Genomic DNA, 19,261 nt, shown 5'->3' with positions numbered 1-19,261 from the left:
GGGATAGAAATGCGCGTATTTTTTGCAATGCTGGTGCTGGTGGGTTTTGCTGCAGGAGCCGCAGAGCCAACGCAGACGTTTACTGACGACCTGAACCGCAAAGTGGTGGTGCCGGTTAACCCGAAGCGGATTGTGTCCCTGCACGACCTGGATATCACCATTCCGCTGATCGAGCTTGGCGTACCGCCGGTTGCCAGCCATGGCCGTACCCGACCGGACGGCAGCCATTTTCTGCGCTCCAGCGGCATGCTGACGGGCATCGATTTTGATAATTCCGACATCACATTCATCGGCACCGCCGATATCGATATTGAAGCCATCGCCGCGGCGAAGCCGGATCTTATCATCACCGAGCCGACCCGCAACACGCCGGTCGAACAGCTGGAAAAAATTGCCCCGACGGTGAGTATCGATCACCTCGACGGCGGCGCGCCGGAGATCTACCGCAAGCTGGCGCAGCTTACCGGGACAGAGGCGCGGCTGAAGATTCTGGAGCGTCGCTATCAGGAGCAGATCGAGGCGCTAAAGGCGACCATCGATACGAGCAAACTGACCGTCTCGGTGATTCAGGCCAATCAGGGCAAAATCAACGCCATGCACAGCTACCACTCGCTTGGGCGCGTGCTGCGCGACGCAGGGTTCAGATTCCCGCCGCTGTTTGAGAGCATCCCGGAGGGCGGGCGCATCGACGTCAGCGCCGAGCGCCTGCCGGAGCTGGATGCTGATTTTGTCTTTGCCACCTGGCGCGGGGACACCGGCGGAAAACCGCAGGACGAGCTGGCGGCGATGGATGCGGTGATGCCGGGCTGGTGTCAGTTTCTCAACGCCTGCCGAACCGGGCATTACGTGCTCATCTCCCGCGAGGAAGCGATCTCAAATTCATTTGCCTCGCTGGGGCTGATGGCCGCGCAGGTGCAGTCGCAGATAGCGGGCCGTCCGCTGCCGGAGGCCGCTCGATGATCCGAAAAATTGATGTCTACGGCGACCGCCTCCGCTCGCGGGCGCACCAGCTGACGCCGCGCCTGCTGCAGGTGGCGAGCTATATCAATGAAAATCGTGAAGCGGTTATGGAGCAGACGGCAATGGAGATTGCCGCTGTGCTACACACCTCGGACGCCACCGTGGTGCGTGCCATTCAGGCGCTTGGGTTTGGCGGGCTGCGGGATCTCAAGCAGACCCTGGAGCAGTGGTTTGGCCCGGTGGTCACCTCCAGCGAGAAGATGTCCACGACGGTAAACACGCTTACCAGCGACGTCGACGCGAGCATCGATTTTGTGCTGGAAGGCCATCAACACACCTGCGCGGTGTTGTCCGAACCGGGCAACCGCTACGCGATGGCGCAGGCGGTGTCGCTGCTGGCGCAGGCGAGACAGGTCGCTATTTTTGGCATTGGCGCATCCGGCATTCTGGCTGAGTACACCTCGCGACTGTTTAGCCGTATAGGCCTGCCTGCGATCCCGCTCAACCGCACCGGTATTGGCCTCGCCGAACAGCTGATTGCCCTACAGCGCGGTGACGTGCTGGTAATGATGGCGCAAAAATCCGCGCACCGGGAGGGACAGACCACGCTGCGCGAAGCGAAGCGCCTGGGTATTCCCACCATTTTGCTGACCAACGCCACTGACTCGCGCTTTAGCAAAGAGGCAAGCGTAGTGATCCACGTCCCGCGCGGCGGCGAGAAGGGCAAAATCCCGCTGCATGGCACGGTGCTGCTGTGCCTGGAGATGATTATTCTGTCCGTCGCCTCCACCGAGCCGCAGCGCACCATCAAGTCGATGAAGCGCATCAACGAGTTACACCGCGGATTAAAGCCGGGCAAGAAGAGCGGTTGATTTTCCCCCTCTCCCCGTGGGCTGAGGGATCCCCAGTAATTTTTTTATGCAGAAGCAATAAAGTTGCTTTCTAAATGACTGAGGGCTGTCAGCGATGCCCTGGTCCGGCTGTAAATCGCTGAGGCGTTTGCCTTCCGGCCGGGGCGAGGCGCAGGGATGCGCCGAGAGGGCGGCTTTACAGGGACGTTGCCTCCGCCCGTACCCGATAAGCCGGAAGGAATAAGCCGAGGGCACCGCGAAGCGGCGATTTACCGCCGGGAGCCCGGGTCGCCAGGGTGGTGGCGACTGAGCCACCCTGGCACGTTCACCGGTCATGTCGTTACAGAGTAGCAAGGAACATAAAGTGAACGGAATGACCACCACCGCCGTATGTTCCCCTCACCCTAACCCTCTCCCCGGAGGGGCGAGGGGATTGCTCAGTGCTCGCATTAATTTGTGGGGAACCCTCAGCCCCGTGGGTGAGGGCGTCAAACCGCACGATGGTTCTTCCTGTACTGCAGCGGCGTCTCGCCAATCCCTTTTTTAAACGCGCTGATAAACCACGTCACGTCGGAAAAACCCGTCTGTGCGGCAATGTCACGCACGCTCGAATCAGTGTGGAGTAAACACTCACACGCCTTACGCAACCTTAGCGTATTCAGGTAGTCGTGAATTTTTTCGCCCGTTTCTGCATGGAATTTTCGCGATACGTAGCTGCGGGATTTTCCCAGCTCATTGGCCAGCGCATCCAGACGAAATTTCTCCTGATAATGCTCGTCGAGCCAAAACATCACCTGGCTGGCGATCCCCTGGCTGTTTCCCGGCTCGCCGTCGCGATCGTCGGGCAGCATCGCGAACAGGCCTATCAGCAGGCTGGCGATGCTCTCGCCGTTCATCGGCGGTTTATAGCAGCTAAACAGATGGTCGATATGGTGATGGAAGTGGGCTAAATCGGCGACCCACGCTTCGCCGCCACGGCGTGACAGCCGCTCCAGACGCTGCCGGGTCTGGGGAAAATCCCGCAGGATCTTCAGCACCGCGTGCTGGTCGAGATGAATAATGGTGCGGCGGTAAATTGCCTCCGCCTGTTCGTCCACCATGACCTTGTGCAGCGTAAAAGGCGGGAAGAAAAACAGCCGTCCGGGGCGCATGGTGTAGTGACGATTATCGACAATCGCCACGCCAAAGCCCTCTTCCACATAGAGGATCTCCAGACACTGGTGCCAGTGATGGTAGCGCACGGTATTGGCAAACAGGCGGCTGAACGAGGCCACTGTATCGTTCAGGGCGATCAGTTCCAGAAGATCGGATGTCGGCGTGTCGCGCATAGTGCAATAAAACTCAACTTTTTCCTGTCTGACCGTCTTTATAAACCACCTTTTTAAATTTTCTCAACTGGAGGTTTATTCATCGTTCATGCCTGTGACACGGCTAACATTTCTGCCCCTTGCGGATTCACTATGCTTTGCCGCAGTTGATTACGAGGGCGAACCGATGTGGGCGGCAAACAAAGAAAAATCAAATCCGTTGTCTTCACGCCAGGAGGTAGTGGCGTCGTTGAATGCACTTTTACAGGCGCTGGATACGCAATTTCCGGCGAACCGTTCACGATTCTCGCTGGGTGATACCTGCGCCCATTACACAGCGGATATTGCGCAGATGGAGGGACTTTCCCGCGCGCTGTGGGGGCTGTTTCCGCTGATGGCATCCGGCGAAAGCACGCCGTTCAACGAGAAGTACCTTACTGCCATTAAGCTTGGTACCGACCCGCAAAGCACCGGCTACTGGGGTGAAACCGGCCCGTACGATCAGCGTCTGGTGGAGATGGCGGTCTACGGTCTGGGGCTCGCTCTGCTGGGAGATAAACTCACCGCGCACTTGACCGGGCGCGAGGTGATTAACCTGCACGCGTGGCTCAACCAAATCACCGACGCGCAGATGCCGGACAGCAACTGGAACTATTTTGCCATTATGGTCCAGCTCGGCTTTAAGCGCGCCGGCCTGCCGTACGATCAGGCCGCCATTGACCACCGCTTTGCGCTGATGGATGCCTACTATCTCGGCGACGGCTGGTACTCCGACGGTCCCGGCCGCCCGAAAGACTATTACATCTCCATGGCTTTCCATTTTTACGGCCTGATTTACGCCACCCTGAGTGACGACGAGGCGAGGGCGAAGGTGCTGCGCGAGCGCTCGCGTCTGTTCGCGGAAGACTTTATCTACTGGTCCGCCGCCGATGGTGCCTCGGTGCCGTTTGGCCGCAGCCTGACCTACCGCTTTGCCATGGTTGCCTTCTGGAGCGCGGTGGCTTTTTCTCAGCTGGACGTCTTCACCCCGGGTATCGTGAAGGGCATTGTGCTGCGGCATCTGCGCTGGTGGCAGCAGCAGTCGATTGTCGATCGCGACGGTATTCTTACCCTGGGGTTTGCGTATCCGAACCTGGCGATGTGCGAGGATTACAACTCCCCCGGTTCACCGTACTGGGCGCTGAAAACCTACCTGATCCTGGCGCTGCCGGAGGCGCATCCGTTCTGGCAGGCCGACGAGCAGCCGCTGCCCGCGCTTGCTGAAAAACATGTGATCCCGCATGCGCAGCAGATCCTGATGCATTCGAAAGCTTCGCAGCACGTCGTCATGCTCACAGCTGGTCAGCTGGAGCTGAATAACTACGTCAACACCGAAGCGAAATACACCAAATTTGCCTACTCCAGCCGCTTCGGATTCACCATTGAGCGTGGACGATTTGGCCTGAAGCATGCAGCCTGCGATTCCATGCTGCTGCTGGCGGACGAAGATGACTATTTCCGCGGTCGTCGCGAGTGCGAAGAGGTTCGGGTGGATGAACATTACATTTTCTCGCGCTGGTCGCCGTGGCGCGACGTGCAGATTGCGACCTGGCAGATCCCGTTCGGGGAGTGGCACCTGCGCCTGCACCGTATCAACAGCGCGCGCACTCTGCAAACCGTCGAGGGCGGCTTTGCGGTGATGAAAACCGCCCACCAGGTGCGCGATCGCGGTTGTTATCTGATGGCTGAAAACGGCAGCAGCGTCATTGTCGATCTTTCGCCGGTCATTCACCGCCAGCCAGACAGCATCGTCACGCCGCCGAACAGCAGCATTATGTTTGCGGAGTGCGCTTCCATTCCGTTGTTAAAGGCCGACCTCCCGCAAGGGGAAAGCTGGCTCTGTTGCGCCGTTCTGGCTGGCGGAAAACAGCCCGTTGCGGCGACGCCGCAGCTGAATATAACCCATAGCCGGGTCGTCATTAGCGAACCCGGAAGCGAACGTAAGCTGTCGTTCACATTATAAAAATCTGGCCCTACACGTCGGCGAGGATGATATGAAAAGCACATCGACAACTAACAGAACTGAATATTACAAAATCAGTAGCTTTATCTTTCTCTATTTCTTTACCTGGTCTGCCAGTATTGGACTGCTGGCGATCTGGCTTGGCCAGAAAGCCAATCTCAGCGGCTCGGTGATTGGAACCGTTTTTGCGGTGAACGGGATATTCTCCGTTATTCTTAAACCGATCTACGGCTATATTCTCGATAAGATCGGCATGAGCAAATACCTGCTCTATTTTGTGGTGATCATGTCGGCCCTGATGGCGCCGTTCTTTATTTACGTATACCAGCCGCTGTTAATGTCTAATACCCTGCTGGGGATTATTATCGGCGCGCTCTATTTAAGCTTTGCCTGGTACGCGGGTGTGGCGGCGTGTGAATCCTATTCCGACCGCTTTAGCCGCTTAAACGGCATGGAGTTCGGGCAAATTCGCATGTGGGGTTCGCTCGGCTGGGCGGTGGCATCGTCCTTCTCCGGCCTGCTGTTTAACCTCTCACCGGCGTATAACTTTATTCTCGGCAGCGTGGCGTCGGTGGTGATGCTGATCGTCCTGCTGAGCCTGAAAGTGAACACTAACTCCATTCACGCGGGCGAGGTGCTGACGAAAGAGAAAATCGCCCCGTCAGACGTTTACGCCCTGCTGCGAAACCGCAAATTCTGGGCCTTCTGCCTGTACGTGGCGGGCGTGGCGTGGATGATGTTTATCGCCGAGCAACAGTTCTCGCGCTATTTCGTCACCTTCTTCGATGATATTCATGAGGGCAACGCGGTATTCGGTTATCTCGGGACCGTGCAGTCGGGCATGGAATTTGTCATGTATATGGTGGTCCCGCTGTTTGTGAACTTTATTGGCGCCAAACGCGGGCTATTAATTGTCGGGCTGGTGGTCGGGGCGCGTCTGATTATTTCCGGCATGTGTGATTCTCACCTGTTAATTTCAGTGCTTAAGCCGCTGTACGGTCTGGAAATTTGTCTCCTGCTGGTGTCGGTATTTAAATATATCGCCGAGCATTTCGACAAGCGCGTCAATGCCACTATGTATTTACTCGGCTATCAGGCGATGCTCTACGTTGGCAACGTGGTGGTCTCTTCCCCTGCCGGCTATATGTATGACCGTATTGGCTTTGAGCACACCTATATCATCATGGGCGCAACGGCGCTGACCTTTACCCTTATTTCTGCTTTTACGTTATCCGCCTGTCAGAGCAAATGGCGCGGGGCTCGTGCGCTGAACGTAGCAGAAACGTCAACACGATAAATTACGCCGTCAAAGAAGGAACCGAAATATGTTAAGTCGTATCAAAGAAGAACGTCTGCCTGTTATCGCTGCGCCCGTTGACTCCCGCGCATTCAGCGATGAACTGAATTCGGCGCGCAGCCACGTTCTGGACCTGATTAGCCGTCATTTAACGGAGTTCGGCAACAAATTCCCGGCGGAAACCTGCCAGAACGGTTTTTATCCGCTGACTGACAACGTGGAGTGGACCACCAGCTTCTGGACCGGGCAGCTATGGCTGGCATGGGAGATGAGCGGCGAGGAAAAATTCCGCGCGATGGCGGAAAAACACGTGCGCTCGTTTGGCCTGCGCATCGCCGGGCGCAACGACACCAACACCCACGATTTAGGCTTCCTCTACACGCTCTCCTGCGTAGCCGCGTGGCGGCTGACCGGAAACCGCGAGGCGCGCGGCTTCTCGCTGCTGGCGGCGGAAGCTCTGCTGGAACGCTTCCACGAGAAGGCGAAGATCATCCAGGCGTGGGGCGATCTCTCCGATCCGGACCAGGCCGGGCGAATGATCATCGACTGCAACATGAACCTGCCGCTGCTCTACTGGGCAACGGAGCAGACGGGCGATCCGCGCTTTGCCGACGCCGCAAAAGCGCACGTCATGCAGGCGGCGACGTACCTCATTCGTGACGATGCCTCCACCTTCCACACCTACTATATGGATGTGACAACCGGCGCACCGCGCTACGGCAACACCCAGCAGGGCTACGCCGACGACTCCTGCTGGTCACGCGGGCAGGCGTGGGGAATTTACGGCTTCCTGCTGAGCTATATCTATACCGGCGACGAGACGATGATCGCCCTGTCAAAACGGCTGGCGAACTACTTCCTCAATCGCCTGCCCGACGACTACGTCTGCCACTGGGATCTGGCGCTGGTGGGCACCGACGCGCTGCGTGATTCTTCCTCGGCGGCGATTGCGGTATGTGGGCTGCTGGAGCTGGTGAAACACCTGCCGGTCACGGATCCGGATCGCGAGCGCTATATGGAGTGGGCTAAAGGCATTATGTCGTCACTGACGAAACACTATCTGATGGGGAGAGAAGAAAAGGGCAACGGGCTGCTTAAACACTCGGTTTACCACCTCGGGAGCAACAAAGGCGTGGATGAGTGCGCAAGCTGGGGAGATTACTTCTACGTTGAGGCGCTGGTGCGTTTCACCCGGAGCTGGAAACTGTACTGGTAACTGGCCGGGGGATTACCATCCAAGCACGTCTTTAATGACGCGCCGGTAGGGCGTATCAAGCTGGGCAGGCACGCGGCAAATATAGTCCTGCGCATGGCTGCGGGTCTCTCCGCTGAGGCCGTCGAGATAAGCGATGGCTTCGTCCACGGCAGGAACCCTGCCTTCCTGTGACGCGCTTCTCGGCGGGAGCCCGGTCCAGATGATCGCTTCAATACCTTTCTCCCTGGCCCATGTTGTCAGGATACCCGTGTCGCGTCCGGTGATTAGCAGCGAGCCAATACCATCGCAGCGATCCTCGGGAATGGCTTCGCGCTCACGCAAAGCGCGGCAGGCCACGCTCAACGTTGTGGCCTCCAGCCATGCCCAAAGCACCGGCACGGCAGGGGCATTCATACAGATGGCGGTCGCCAGTTCACCGCCATCGCTGACCCGACAGAACTCGACGGGCAAAGAAGGCCCGTCGGTCTGCCACTCACCGGCTACCGGTAACGCGCCGCTTTTCCAGATTAACGAACCCCAGCCAAGACAAGCTATTTTCATTCTGTTCCTCTGCGCGACGTGAACCGACTGTTTTAGACGTTATGCTTTAGGAATACGCAGCGTCTGGCCGGGATAGATTTTATCGGGGCTGGAGAGCATAGGGCGGTTAGCCTCAAAAATCTTGTTGTACTGGTTAGCATCGCCGTACACGGTTTTAGAGATCGCGCTCAGGGTATCGCCGGATTTCACCGTATAGTAAGTAGCTTCATCTTTGGCATCTGTCGCGGTGATGTTGTTCTCCACCTCGCTGACGCCTGCGATGTTGCCGACGGCGACCTGGATTTTTTCTTTCTGCTCCTGCGTCAGCCCGTCGCCCGTCACGCTGGCTTTGCCGTCGGTGACGTCAACCTGAACCTTATCGGAACCGGGAATGTTGAGTTTCTTGAGGTGTTCGGTGATTTTGTCGCTCTGACCCTTATGATCGGTCAGATTGTCCCACAGCTTTTCGCCTGCTTCTTTTACGAAATTAAAAAGACCCATTCCATCCTCCTGTTTAACATGAAGTCAGAATAAGCATAGCAGTTGAGTGTTAAGGTGATAAAAAAAGCCCGGTGGCGTTAACGCTTACCGGGCCTGGGAGGGAAGTTGTAGGCCGGGTAAACGCAGTGCCACCCGGTAAATTTCACAGAACTTAAACCCCTTGCTCCAGAATACGAATATGGGTTTCCAGAACGTCCCCTTTCACCGCGTCGCTCCACGCTTTCATATGCGCGGTCTGCAAATGCGCTTCAAGGTGCGCGACGGTTTCCCACTGCTCAACCATGATGATCGAGTCTGGCGCGGTCGCCTGGAAGCTTGCGCTGGTGGCGGCGTCCACCATTGGCGCGTAGCCGTGGCAGCCTTCTTCTTTCAGTACGGTCGGGATGATCTTTGCGAACTCATCCAGCACCGCCTGGCGGTGATGTTGGCCAGGACGCGTACGGATTTCAGCAATAACGGTAAGCATAATTAACTCCTTCTAATTCCAGGCTACCAGTTAAGCAAAAATTTCCGCGAGATGCTTGCGATATTCTGCGATATAGCGTGGGACGTCCGGCATTTTAATTACGTCATTGACGATAAAGGTCGGCAGCGGCTCCATAGCCAGGAACTGATTCGCCTTGTGGAATGGCAGATACGCGCCGTCTACGCCTACGCCTTCAAAGAACTGATCTTGCTCGGTGAACGCTTCAAGCGGGGCATTCCAGGTCAGGGAGAGCATGTATTTCTTGCCCTGCAACAGGCCGCCGGAACCGTATTTTTTAGACGCGTCTGAGCGGGTGCGGCCGTCGCTGGCATACAGCGAACCGTGACCTTCGGTAAACACATCGTCCATGTATTTTTTCACGGTCCACGGTGCGCCCATCCACCAGCCCGGCATCTGCCAGATAACCACGTCGGCCCACAGGAAGTTCTGCACTTCGGCCTTCACGTCGTAATCGCTGTCCGCGCGCACGACCTTAACATCATGTCCGGCGTCGCGCAGGAAACCATCCGCGACCTCGGTCAGGGTGTCATTGAGCTGGCCTTTAGAGTGCGCAAATTCTTTCGCGCCGTTGATAATCAGAATGTTGCTCATTATTTGTCCTCGATGCTGAGAGTATGCCAGGTATTCTACGCGCGAGGACGGAGCGGAAAAATAAGCAAAATGTGCAAAGTCTTTTGCGCTCAGCGCAATAATGGCTACCAGCTGACGGTCACCTCAAAGCCCCCTTCAGGCGCATTGCCCAGCGAGGCGCGCATCCCGTGTAACGCCGCGATGCGCTTCACGATAGACAACCCCAGACCGCTGCCGGTGGCGTCCTGGCCCGGTGGACGATAAAAGCGCTCGCCGAGACGCGCCAGCGCATCGGTTGAAATGCCCGGGCCGTTGTCGCGCACGGTAAAGCTTTGGGTGTTCAGCGTCACGTCCACCACGCTGCCGCGCGGGCTGTAACGAACGGCGTTGTCCAGCAGGTTACGCGCCAGCAGGCTCAGCAATAGCGGCTGTCCGTGACGCATCACCTCGGGCGCGTTGACGTTGAGCCGAATATCAATGCCCGCCTGCTGCGCCGGATGCCAGATATCCAGCACCGCGGATTGCAGCAAATCGGCCATCATCACGGGTTCGACGTCATCAAGATTATCCAGTGAATCCAGGCGCGACAGGGTGAGAAGCTGATCCACCAGCCGGGAGGCGCGGTCGATGCCCGCATGCAATTGCCCCAGCGCTTTAGACTGCGCCTCGGGATCGTCAAGGGAAAGCTGCGCCACGTCGGTTTGCACCTTCAGCGCGGCAAGCGGGCTGCGCAACTCATGAGCGGCATCCGAGGTGAAGCGGCGCTCGCGGGCCATCATCTCCTGCGTACGGGCGAAAAGATGGTTAAGCGCATCAAGCAGCGGGCGAACCTCCGTCGGCACGCCGTGGGTGGGCAGCGTATCGGTCGCATCCGGCGAGCGTGAACGCAGGGTCTGCGCCAGGTTTTTCAGCGGTTTCAATTCCCGGCTCAGCAGGACAATCAGCAACAGAAGCATTACGGGCAGCGCCACCAGCCACGGCGTCAGCTGCGAGCTGACCACGTCCAGCGCCATATCCTGTCGGTACTCCCACTCCTGGCCAACCACCACGCGGTATTTCCCGTCCGGGGAGGTCAGCCACAGGAAACGCCATTCGTCGTTATCATCCTGCAACCGACCGTCATCAAATCCGTCCCGGCGGTAGTGATAAGGTATGTCGCGCCCGTTCTCACCGTCGTTAAGCACCATGCTGCCGTCTGCGGTGAAGATTGCGAAGGCCAGCGCATCGTCGTCAAGATGGCCGTGTTTGGCTTTTTTCGGCACCTCGCGCATGCGTTCCGGGGCGCGGAGTTCGTCCACGTCCATCGTCAGCAGCCGTTTGGCAAACAGCATCTGCTGGGTATCGAACAGCTTATCGAGCTTGTCGGTCGTCTGGTGCCAGGCCACCACGCTTGCGGCAAACCAGGCCGCCAGGGACAGCAGCAAAAAGAGGAGCGTCAGGCGCAGCTTCAGGCTCAGGCGTTGGGTCAGTTTCATGCGTCACCCAGGGTATAACCGATGCCGTGCACGGTGCGGATAAATTCGCTGCCGAGCTTGCGGCGTAAATGATGAACGTGGACTTCGACGGCGTTGCTGGAGACGTCATCATCCCAGTTGTAGAGTTTCTCTTCGATGGCCTTGCGCGGCAGCACGCGGCCCGCGTTGCGCATCAGCAGTTCCAGCAGGGCGAACTCTTTGGGTTTGAGCACCAGCGTTTCGCCCTCCAGCGTGGCGACGAGACTTGCCGGATCGAGCGTGACCTTGCCGTGACGCAGCTCGCTGCGCGCCTGCCCGTGGCTGCGGCGCACCAGCGCTTCGAGGCGGGCTGCCACTTCAATCAGCGCGAACGGCTTACACAGGTAATCATCCGCCCCCAGGCGTAACCCTTCGACGCGCTGATTCAGCGCATCCCGCGCGGTGAGGATCAGCACCGGTTCGCTCTTACCGCTTTCGCGCCAGGCGCGCAGGATCTCAAGCCCGTCGATTTCCGGCAGCGTCAGGTCCAGCACCACGGCATCGTACGGCGCGGTGTACAGGGCCGCCTGCCCGGTTTTACCGTCGGTAAACCAGTCCACGTTAAAGCCCATTTTGCTTAAGCCCGCTTTGATGCCATCGCCGATGAGTTTGTCGTCTTCTACCAGTAAAATGCGCATATTTCCTCCTTGATGCCGTCAGTAAACCTTCTGCAAGCGCCTGCTGTACAGTAAAAATAAATAAATTTTCCCCTTAAGAAGTTGTTAAGGTTTACCCTGTTTAATGGATTGTGAAACGACATTAAAGGGAGAGATTAAGATGAAAAAATACGCTGCAATTGCTGCCATCATGATGATGACCACTGCCCCTGTTTTTGCTGCACAGGGTGGCTTCTCTGGCCCATCTGCGACACAGACCCAGACGCAAACCCAGCAGGGTGGCTTTGTCGATAATAACGCCAACCTCACTACCGCGGCTAAAGTCAAAGATATGAAGGACGACAGCTGGGTGAAGCTGCGCGGTAATATTACCGAGCGCCTGTCCGATGACCGTTACACCTTCCGCGATGAAAGCGGCACGGTGGTGGTGGAGATCGACCACAAGCGCTGGAACGGCGTGACGGTGACGCCACAGGATAAAGTCGAACTGCAGGGTAAAATCGATAAAGACTGGAACGAGTTTGAAATCGACGTGAAGCAGGTTATCAAGCTGAACAAATAACCCGGAAAGGGCCGCATGAGCGGCCCTTTTTCTTTGTGACTCAACTCGCCAGATGAGGTAGTATCTGCGGCAATATTGCCTGAAACCCATCGGTTTCTGAGTTGAGGAATCACACGTAATGAGCGATATGGCAGAGCGCCTCGCGCTACATGAATTCACGGAAAACGCCTACCTGAACTACTCCATGTACGTCATCATGGACAGGGCGTTGCCGTTTATCGGGGATGGCCTGAAGCCCGTTCAGCGCCGCATCGTCTATGCGATGTCCGAACTGGGGCTGAATGCGACCGCCAAGTTCAAGAAATCCGCCCGTACCGTCGGCGACGTGCTGGGGAAATACCATCCGCACGGTGACATCGCCTGCTATGAAGCGATGGTGCTGATGGCCCAGCCGTTCTCTTACCGCTATCCGCTGGTGGATGGTCAGGGGAACTGGGGGGCGCCGGACGATCCGAAATCCTTCGCGGCAATGCGTTATACCGAATCCCGTCTGTCTAAATATGCCGAAGTGCTGTTGGGCGAACTGGGGCAGGGTACGGTCGACTGGGTGCCAAACTTCGACGGTACGATGCAGGAGCCGAAAATGCTGCCTGCGCGTCTGCCGAACATCCTGCTGAACGGCACGACCGGTATCGCCGTGGGCATGGCGACGGACATTCCGCCGCACAACCTGCGTGAAGTGGCGAAAGCGGCCATCACCCTGATTGAGCAGCCAAAAACCTCGCTGGACGATCTGCTGGATATCGTGCAGGGGCCGGACTATCCGACCGAAGCCGAGATCATCACCTCGCGTGCGGAAATCCGTAAAATCTACCAGAACGGCCGAGGCTCCGTGCGCATGCGCGCGGTATGGACCAAAGAGGATGGCGCCGTGGTGATCACCGCGCTGCCGCACCAGGTCTCCGGCGCGAAGGTGCTGGAGCAGATTGCCTCCCAGATGCGCAATAAAAAGCTGCCGATGGTGGACGACCTGCGTGACGAATCGGACCACGAAAACCCGACCCGTCTGGTGATTGTGCCGCGTTCTAACCGCGTGGATATGGAGCAGGTGATGAACCACCTGTTCGCCACTACCGATCTGGAAAAAAGCTACCGCATCAACCTGAACATGATTGGTCTGGATGGTCGCCCGGCGGTGAAAAACCTGCTGGAGATCCTCACCGAATGGCTGGCCTTCCGCCGCGATACGGTGCGCCGCCGTCTGAACCATCGGCTGGAGAAAGTGCTTAAGCGCCTGCATATCCTCGAAGGTTTGCTGGTGGCGTTCCTCAACATTGACGAAGTGATTGAGATCATTCGTACCGAGGACGAACCTAAGCCTGCCCTGATGTCGCGCTTTGGCATCAGCGAAACCCAGGCCGAAGCGATCCTCGAACTGAAGCTGCGCCATCTCGCTAAGCTGGAAGAGATGAAGATCCGCGGCGAGCAGAACGAGCTGGAAAAAGAGCGCGATCAGCTTCAGGCGATTCTGGCGTCCGAGCGCAAGATGAACACCCTGCTGAAGAAAGAGTTGCAGGCCGATGCCGACGCCTTTGGCGACGACCGTCGTTCTCCGCTGCATGAGCGCGAAGAAGCGAAGGCGATGAACGAGCACGACATGCTGCCGTCCGAGCCGGTGACCATCGTGCTTTCCCAGAGCGGCTGGGTGCGTAGCGCCAAAGGCCACGATATCGACGCGCCGGGTCTGAGCTACAAATCCGGTGACAGCTTCAAGGCGGCGGTGAAGGGCAAGAGCAACCAGCCGGTGGCGTTTATCGACTCCACGGGCCGCAGCTACGCTATTGATCCGATCACGCTGCCATCCGCGCGCGGGCAGGGCGAACCGCTGACCGGCAAGCTGACGCTGCCGCCGGGCGCCACGGTTGACCATATGCTGATGGAAGCCGACGATCAAAAACTGCTGATGGCGTCTGATGCTGGCTACGGCTTTATCTGCACCTTTAACGATCTGGTGTCGCGTAACCGCGCCGGTAAAGCGCTGATCAGCCTGCCGGATAACGCCCACGTCATGCCGCCGCTGATCATCGAGAACGAAAGCGATATGCTGCTGGCGATCACCGCTGCCGGACGCATGCTGATGTTCCCGGTCAGCGATCTGCCGGAGCTGTCGAAAGGGAAGGGCAACAAGATCATCAGTATCCCGTCAGCGGAAGCGGCAAAAGGCGAAGATAGCCTGGCGCATCTCTTCCTGCTGCCGCCGCAGAGCACGCTGACCATTCATGTCGGCAAACGTAAGATCAAACTGCGTCCGGAAGAGTTGCAGAAGGTGGTTGGCGAGCGCGGACGTCGCGGCTCACTGATGCGTGGCCTGCAGCGCATCGACCGCGTGGAGATCGACTCGCCGGCGCGCAGCAAAGCGGACGACAGCGAAGAGTAACCTGTTTCATCCCCCCCCCTCTTTCCGGAGGGGGATTACCATAAAATTTCCCGTAAAAACGTTGTTAATTCGTGCGTTGCGATTAACAATACGCGCTCGTAATAAAGTCCTTACCTGGCCACAGGTGAAGTATAATTGTCAGCTGTCAGGGCTTCAGAGGTCGCTATGCTATACATTGTTCGTCTTATTCTTACCGTTATTTACTGCATTCTGGTCTGTATTTTCGGATCGATTTATTGCCTGTTCAGCCCGCGTAACCCAAAACATGTCGCGACGTTCGGGCACATGTTTGGTCGCCTTGCGCCATTGTTCGGCCTGAAGGTTGAAAAGCGTCTGCCTGAAGGGGCGGAGAATTTCGGTAACGCCATCTATATCGCTAACCATCAGAACAACTACGATATGGTGACGGCCTCAAATATTGTTATTCCGCCGACCGTAACCGTCGGGAAAAAGAGCCTGCTGTGGATCCCGCTTTTCGGCCAACTGTACTGGCTCACCGGTAACTTGCTGATTGACCGCAACAACCGTGCGAAAGCGCATGGCACCATTGCGGAAGTGGTGGATCAGTTTAAAAAGCGCCGGATCTCAATCTGGATGTTCCCGGAAGGGACGCGCAGCCGCGGTCGCGGCCTGCTGCCGTTCAAGACCGGCGCGTTTCATGCTGCAATTGCGGCAGGCGTTCCAATTATTCCCGTGTGCGTTTCCAATACATCGAATAAGATTAATCTTAACCGTCTGAAAAACGGACTGGTCATTGTCGAAATGCTACCGCCGGTGGATACCTCCAAATACGGTAAAGACCAGGTGCGCGAGCTGGCCACGCACTGCCGCGAGCTGATGGCTCAGCACATTGCACAGCTCGATAAAGAAGTTGCAGAGCGAGAAGCCGCCGGTAAGATTTAACCCGATTTCGTTCAAGGGAAAACGAATTCCCGCGTTGTTAGTCGTTTCAGATGGAGCTTATATGTCACTCAGTCGGCGTCAGTTTATTCAGGCTTCGGGTATCGCCCTTTGTGCGGGTGCGATGCCGCGGACAGCCAGCGCCGCCGGGCAGCAACAGCCGCTGCCTATTCCGCCGTTGATTGAATCCCGTCGCGGACAGCCGCTATTCCTCACGCTTCAGCGTAGCCACTGGTCCTTTACCCAGGGAACGCGCGCGCAGGTATGGGGCATTAACGGACGCTACCTCGGGCCGACCATTCGCGTGTGGAATGGGGATGACGTCAAGCTCATCTACAGTAACCGGACGACGGAAAATGTCGCAATGACCGTCAGTGGGTTGCAGGTGCCGGGGCCGCTGATGGGCGGCGCGGCGCGCATGATGTCGCCGAATGCCGACTGGGCGCCCGTCCTCCCGATTCGTCAGAGCGCGGCGACATTGTGGTATCACGCCAACACCCCGAACCGCACCGCCCAGCAGGTCTATAACGGCCTGGCCGGGATGTGGCTGATTGAAGATGAGGTCAGTAAAACGCTGCCGATCCCGAATCACTACGGTGTTGATGATTTCCCGATCATTATTCAGGACAAGCGTCTGGATAACTTCGGTACGCCGGAGTACAGCGAGCCGGGCAGCGGTGGCTTTGTGGGCGATACGCTGCTGGTTAACGGCGCGCAAAGCCCGTATGTCGAAGTGTCTCGTGGCTGGGTGCGCCTGCGTCTGTTGAATGCCTCTAACTCGCGCCGCTACCTGCTGCAAATGAGCGACGGCCGTGCCCTGCATGTGATTTCAGGCGATCAGGGGTTATTACCTGCGCCGGTGTCGGTGAAACAGCTGGCGCTTGCGCCGGGCGAACGTCGTGAAATCCTCGTGGATATGACCAACGGGGATGAAGTGTCCGTGACCTGCGGCGAAGCGGCAAGCATTGTTGACCGCATACGCGGCTTCTTTGAACCGTCGAGCGTTCTGGTCTCCACGCTGGTGCTGACGCTGCGCCCGACCGGCCTGTTGCCGCTGGTGACCGACAGTCTGCCGATGCGCCTGCTGCCGCAGGAAATTGTGACCGGCCCTGCAGTACGCAGTCGCGATATCAGCCTTGGCGACGATCCGGGCATCAACGGCGCGCTGTGGGACGTAAACCGTATTGATATCACCGCCCAGCAGGGAACCTGGGAGCGCTGGACCGTCCGCTCGGAGATGCCGCAGTCGTTCCATATTGAAGGGGTGTCATTCCTGATCCGCAACGTCAACGGGGCGATGCCGTTCCCGGAAGACAGGGGCTGGAAAGACACCGTCTGGGTGGATGGGCAGGTAGAAATGCTCGTCTACTATGGACAGCCGTCATGGCCGCACTTCCCGTTCCTGTTCCACAGCCAGACGCTGGAGATGATGGACAGGGGGTCGGTAGGGCAGATGCTGGTGAATCCGGCACCGTAAAACGAGTCGGGTGGCGGCTTCGCCTTACCCGACCTACAGGCCCGTAGGCCCGGTAAGCGTAGCGTCACCGGGCAATAAATACCCCTTCATTTCCCCCGATAAACCAGCGTATAATCCCGCTCCTTTTGTCTATTTTTTCTTCGGAAGCATTATGAGCGCAATTTCCCTGATCCAGCCGGATCGCGACCTCTTCTCCTGGCCCCAGTACTGGGCAGCCTGCTTTGGACCGGCGCCGTTCCTGCCGATGTCCCGGGAAGAGATGGATCAACTGGGCTGGGACAGCTGCGATATCATTCTGGTGACGGGTGATGCGTATGTCGATCACCCGAGCTTTGGCATGGCGATCTGCGGCCGTATGCTGGAAGCTCAGGGTTTCCGCGTGGGGATTATTTCTCAGCCTGACTGGAACAGCAAAGACGACTTTATGCGTCTGGGTAAACCTAACCTGTTCTTTGGCGTGACCGCGGGCAACATGGACTCGATGATCAACCGCTATACCGCGGACCGTAAGCTGCGCCATGACGACGCTTATACGGCAGATAACGTGGCGGGTAAACGTCCCGATCGCGCGACCCTCGTCTACACCCAGCGATGCAAAGAAGCATGGAAAGACGTGCCGGTGATCCTGGGCGGCATCGAGGCGAGCCTGCGCCGCACCGCGCACTACGACTACTGGTCTGACACCGTGCGCCGTTCGGTGCTGGTGGATTCGAAAGCCGACATGCTGATCTTCGGCAACGGCGAGCGTCCGCTGGTGGAAGTGGCGCATCGCCTGGCGCAGGGTGAAGCGGTCAGCGAGATCCGCGACGTGCGCAACACCGCGATCATGGTGAAAGAGGCGCTGCCGGGCTGGAGCGGGGTGGATTCCCGCATTATCGATATGCCGGGCAAAATCGACCCTATCCCGCATCCGTACGGTGACGATCTGCCGTGCGCGGATAACAAACCAGTTGAGCCGAAGAAAGCGGAAGCAAAGGCCGTGGTGGTGCAGCCGCCGCGTCCGAAGCCGTGGGAAAAGACCTATGTGCTGCTGCCGTCATATGAGAAGGTCAAAGCTGACAAGGTGCTCTACGCACACGCCTCCCGTATTCTGCACCATGAAACCAACCCGGGCTGTGCCCGCGCGTTGATGCAAAAGCACGGCGAGCGTTATATCTGGGTTAACCCGCCGGCGATCCCGCTCTCTACCGAAGAGATGGACAGCGTTTTTGCCCTGCCGTACAAGCGTGTGCCGCATCCGTCATATGGCAACAGCCGTATTCCGGCGTACGAGATGATCCGCTTCTCGGTCAACATCATGCGCGGCTGCTTCGGCGGGTGCTCCTTTACTCTTGTTTTTATGTATTTAGAGTTAAACTCTACTTTTCTATTTTTAGAATTCAAGCTATTCATCGTAATTGAGAGATATCCTTTTAATGTTCAGCAAGCCTGTTAAAAGCACTTTATCTGAACCGCGTTTTGCCTAAATCCTGCTCAATATATACTCTCCCTGAGTTCTGAAATCCTCAAATTCCCCAATCTTAAAGCATTGATACATAGATGATGTCAGATAATGCGCAATCATCTCACCGCCAATATGGATCCGTTCCGGGTGTGGGTATGTCGCCTGTATAGCCCTTTGTTCATTCATCATTACAGGAATTGTCTGCAACAAATCCCCATCCAAGATTTGGCACTCAGGTTTTACTCCTGTTCCGTATTGTAATTGCTCTGATTCGAAATCATGGACTGAGCGATAGGCGAACGAAACGATATTTCCTGTTTCCTCGCAAATTGCGAACTGATAAACACTGGTTGTCACCGTTGAAGAAGAGGGAATTGCATGGTCATGCTTGTATTGTTTCCACAGCCTCCTTAGACAGGCCGATGTATGATAATTGAGATTTTGTATACCTGATACGACCATTCTGGTTGATGCTTCAAGCAACCAGGTGTTAGAAAATCCACCTGCCCCCGTTCCTGCTATGATGGTTCTTAGCTGGGGGATGTAACCTGCTTTGGAAACAAAAGATAACGGCTCCCCATTATCGGTGACGGCAAGGGTATCTGTTACAATCAGTGCTTGTGCTTCGTCTGTATAAAATATCAGTGATGACATATTTTCCTCATCCAGAAAAGACATTAC

The 19,261-nt window shown here is 57.1% G+C and carries 17 protein-coding genes and 1 pseudogene; 10 read left to right on the top strand and 8 right to left on the bottom strand.

The annotated features are described in order from the left end of the window. Positions 1-9: 9 nt before the first annotated feature. Both L2Y28_RS18825 and L2Y28_RS18820 read left to right on the top strand, forming a co-directional pair. Positions 10-960, top strand: coding sequence for an iron-siderophore ABC transporter substrate-binding protein (locus tag L2Y28_RS18825; protein ID WP_022649418.1), 951 nt, complete (start codon positions 10-12; stop codon positions 958-960). Further along, a complete protein-coding gene (locus L2Y28_RS18820; protein WP_015571883.1) occupies positions 957-1,832 on the top strand; it encodes a MurR/RpiR family transcriptional regulator in 876 nt (291 codons plus the stop codon). The genes L2Y28_RS18825 and L2Y28_RS18820 overlap by 4 nt, the downstream gene beginning before the upstream one ends. Positions 1,833-2,299: 467 nt before the next feature. On the opposite strand, the gene L2Y28_RS18815 is transcribed toward L2Y28_RS18820, so the two are convergent. Beyond that, positions 2,300-3,139 (bottom strand): AraC family transcriptional regulator, encoded by an 840-nt coding sequence (locus tag L2Y28_RS18815; RefSeq protein WP_022649417.1) that lies wholly within the window; start codon positions 3,137-3,139, stop codon positions 2,300-2,302. Between the two features lie 166 nt (positions 3,140-3,305). Here L2Y28_RS18815 and L2Y28_RS18810 point away from each other — a divergent pair, with 166 nt between their 5' ends. The 3 genes from L2Y28_RS18810 to L2Y28_RS18800 are packed head-to-tail and all read left to right on the top strand — an operon-like array spanning position 3,306 to position 7,633. Next, positions 3,306-5,120, top strand: a complete 1,815-nt coding sequence (locus L2Y28_RS18810; RefSeq protein WP_022649416.1) for a DUF2264 domain-containing protein — start codon at positions 3,306-3,308, stop codon at positions 5,118-5,120. Positions 5,121-5,151: 31 nt separating this feature from the next. After that, complete coding sequence (locus L2Y28_RS18805) at positions 5,152-6,417, top strand: oligosaccharide MFS transporter (RefSeq protein WP_022649415.1); 1,266 nt, start codon at positions 5,152-5,154, stop codon at positions 6,415-6,417. A 28-nt stretch (positions 6,418-6,445) separates the two neighbouring features. Next, a complete protein-coding gene (locus tag L2Y28_RS18800; RefSeq protein ID WP_022649414.1) occupies positions 6,446-7,633 on the top strand; it encodes a glycoside hydrolase family 88 protein in 1,188 nt (395 codons plus the stop codon). A 12-nt stretch (positions 7,634-7,645) separates the two neighbouring features. Here the strand turns inward: L2Y28_RS18800 and L2Y28_RS18795 are convergent, their stop codons facing one another. From L2Y28_RS18795 to qseB, 6 genes are all read right to left on the bottom strand, one after another. After that, entirely contained in the window at positions 7,646-8,173 is a 528-nt protein-coding gene (locus tag L2Y28_RS18795; RefSeq protein WP_022649413.1) for a hypothetical protein, read from the bottom strand. Between the two features lie 39 nt (positions 8,174-8,212). Continuing rightward, entirely contained in the window at positions 8,213-8,653 is a 441-nt protein-coding gene (gene lysM / locus L2Y28_RS18790) for a peptidoglycan-binding protein LysM (protein WP_022649412.1), read from the bottom strand. A 151-nt stretch (positions 8,654-8,804) separates the two neighbouring features. Then, positions 8,805-9,119: a putative quinol monooxygenase gene (locus tag L2Y28_RS18785; RefSeq protein ID WP_003862506.1), complete on the bottom strand. Its 315-nt coding sequence runs from the start codon at positions 9,117-9,119 to the stop codon at positions 8,805-8,807. A 30-nt stretch (positions 9,120-9,149) separates the two neighbouring features. Further along, positions 9,150-9,731: an NAD(P)H-dependent oxidoreductase gene (locus L2Y28_RS18780; protein ID WP_022649411.1), complete on the bottom strand. Its 582-nt coding sequence runs from the start codon at positions 9,729-9,731 to the stop codon at positions 9,150-9,152. A 104-nt stretch (positions 9,732-9,835) separates the two neighbouring features. Then, on the bottom strand, positions 9,836-11,185 hold the full coding sequence (gene qseC / locus L2Y28_RS18775; protein WP_022649410.1) for a quorum sensing histidine kinase QseC: 1,350 nt from the start codon (positions 11,183-11,185) through the stop codon (positions 9,836-9,838). Further along, positions 11,182-11,841 carry a quorum sensing response regulator transcription factor QseB gene (qseB, locus tag L2Y28_RS18770; RefSeq protein WP_022649409.1) on the bottom strand — a complete coding sequence of 220 codons (660 nt, stop codon included), beginning with the start codon at positions 11,839-11,841 and terminating at the stop codon, positions 11,182-11,184. Before qseB ends, qseC begins: the two co-directional genes overlap by 4 nt. A gap of 139 nt (positions 11,842-11,980) precedes the next feature. On the opposite strand from qseB, the gene L2Y28_RS18765 reads away from it, so the two are divergent. The 5 genes and pseudogenes from L2Y28_RS18765 to L2Y28_RS18745 form a co-directional block, all read left to right on the top strand. Then, a complete protein-coding gene (locus L2Y28_RS18765; protein ID WP_022649408.1) occupies positions 11,981-12,382 on the top strand; it encodes a YgiW/YdeI family stress tolerance OB fold protein in 402 nt (133 codons plus the stop codon). 118 nt (positions 12,383-12,500) lie between these two features. Further along, positions 12,501-14,759: a DNA topoisomerase IV subunit A gene (gene parC / locus L2Y28_RS18760; RefSeq protein WP_022649407.1), complete on the top strand. Its 2,259-nt coding sequence runs from the start codon at positions 12,501-12,503 to the stop codon at positions 14,757-14,759. A gap of 165 nt (positions 14,760-14,924) precedes the next feature. Continuing rightward, the gene (gene plsC, locus L2Y28_RS18755; RefSeq protein ID WP_022649406.1) at positions 14,925-15,662 is read left to right on the top strand and encodes a 1-acylglycerol-3-phosphate O-acyltransferase; all 738 of its coding nucleotides are present in this window, start codon (positions 14,925-14,927) and stop codon (positions 15,660-15,662) included. Positions 15,663-15,723: 61 nt separating this feature from the next. Next, positions 15,724-17,136: a cell division protein FtsP gene (gene ftsP / locus L2Y28_RS18750; protein WP_022649405.1), complete on the top strand. Its 1,413-nt coding sequence runs from the start codon at positions 15,724-15,726 to the stop codon at positions 17,134-17,136. A 151-nt stretch (positions 17,137-17,287) separates the two neighbouring features. Further along, positions 17,288-18,463 (top strand): annotated as a pseudogene (locus tag L2Y28_RS18745) (YgiQ family radical SAM protein); the annotation flags it as partial. A 135-nt stretch (positions 18,464-18,598) separates the two neighbouring features. On the opposite strand, the gene L2Y28_RS18740 reads toward L2Y28_RS18745, so the two are convergent. Next, positions 18,599-19,234, bottom strand: a complete 636-nt coding sequence (locus L2Y28_RS18740) for a hypothetical protein (protein WP_012477419.1) — start codon at positions 19,232-19,234, stop codon at positions 18,599-18,601. Positions 19,235-19,261 lie beyond the last annotated feature (27 nt).

It is taken from the genome of Enterobacter sp. JH25 (assembly GCF_021725435.1).
In the GTDB taxonomy this organism is placed as follows: Bacteria; Pseudomonadota; Gammaproteobacteria; order Enterobacterales; family Enterobacteriaceae; genus Enterobacter; species Enterobacter intestinihominis.
This window is presented reverse-complemented; position numbering and strand designations above follow the sequence as displayed.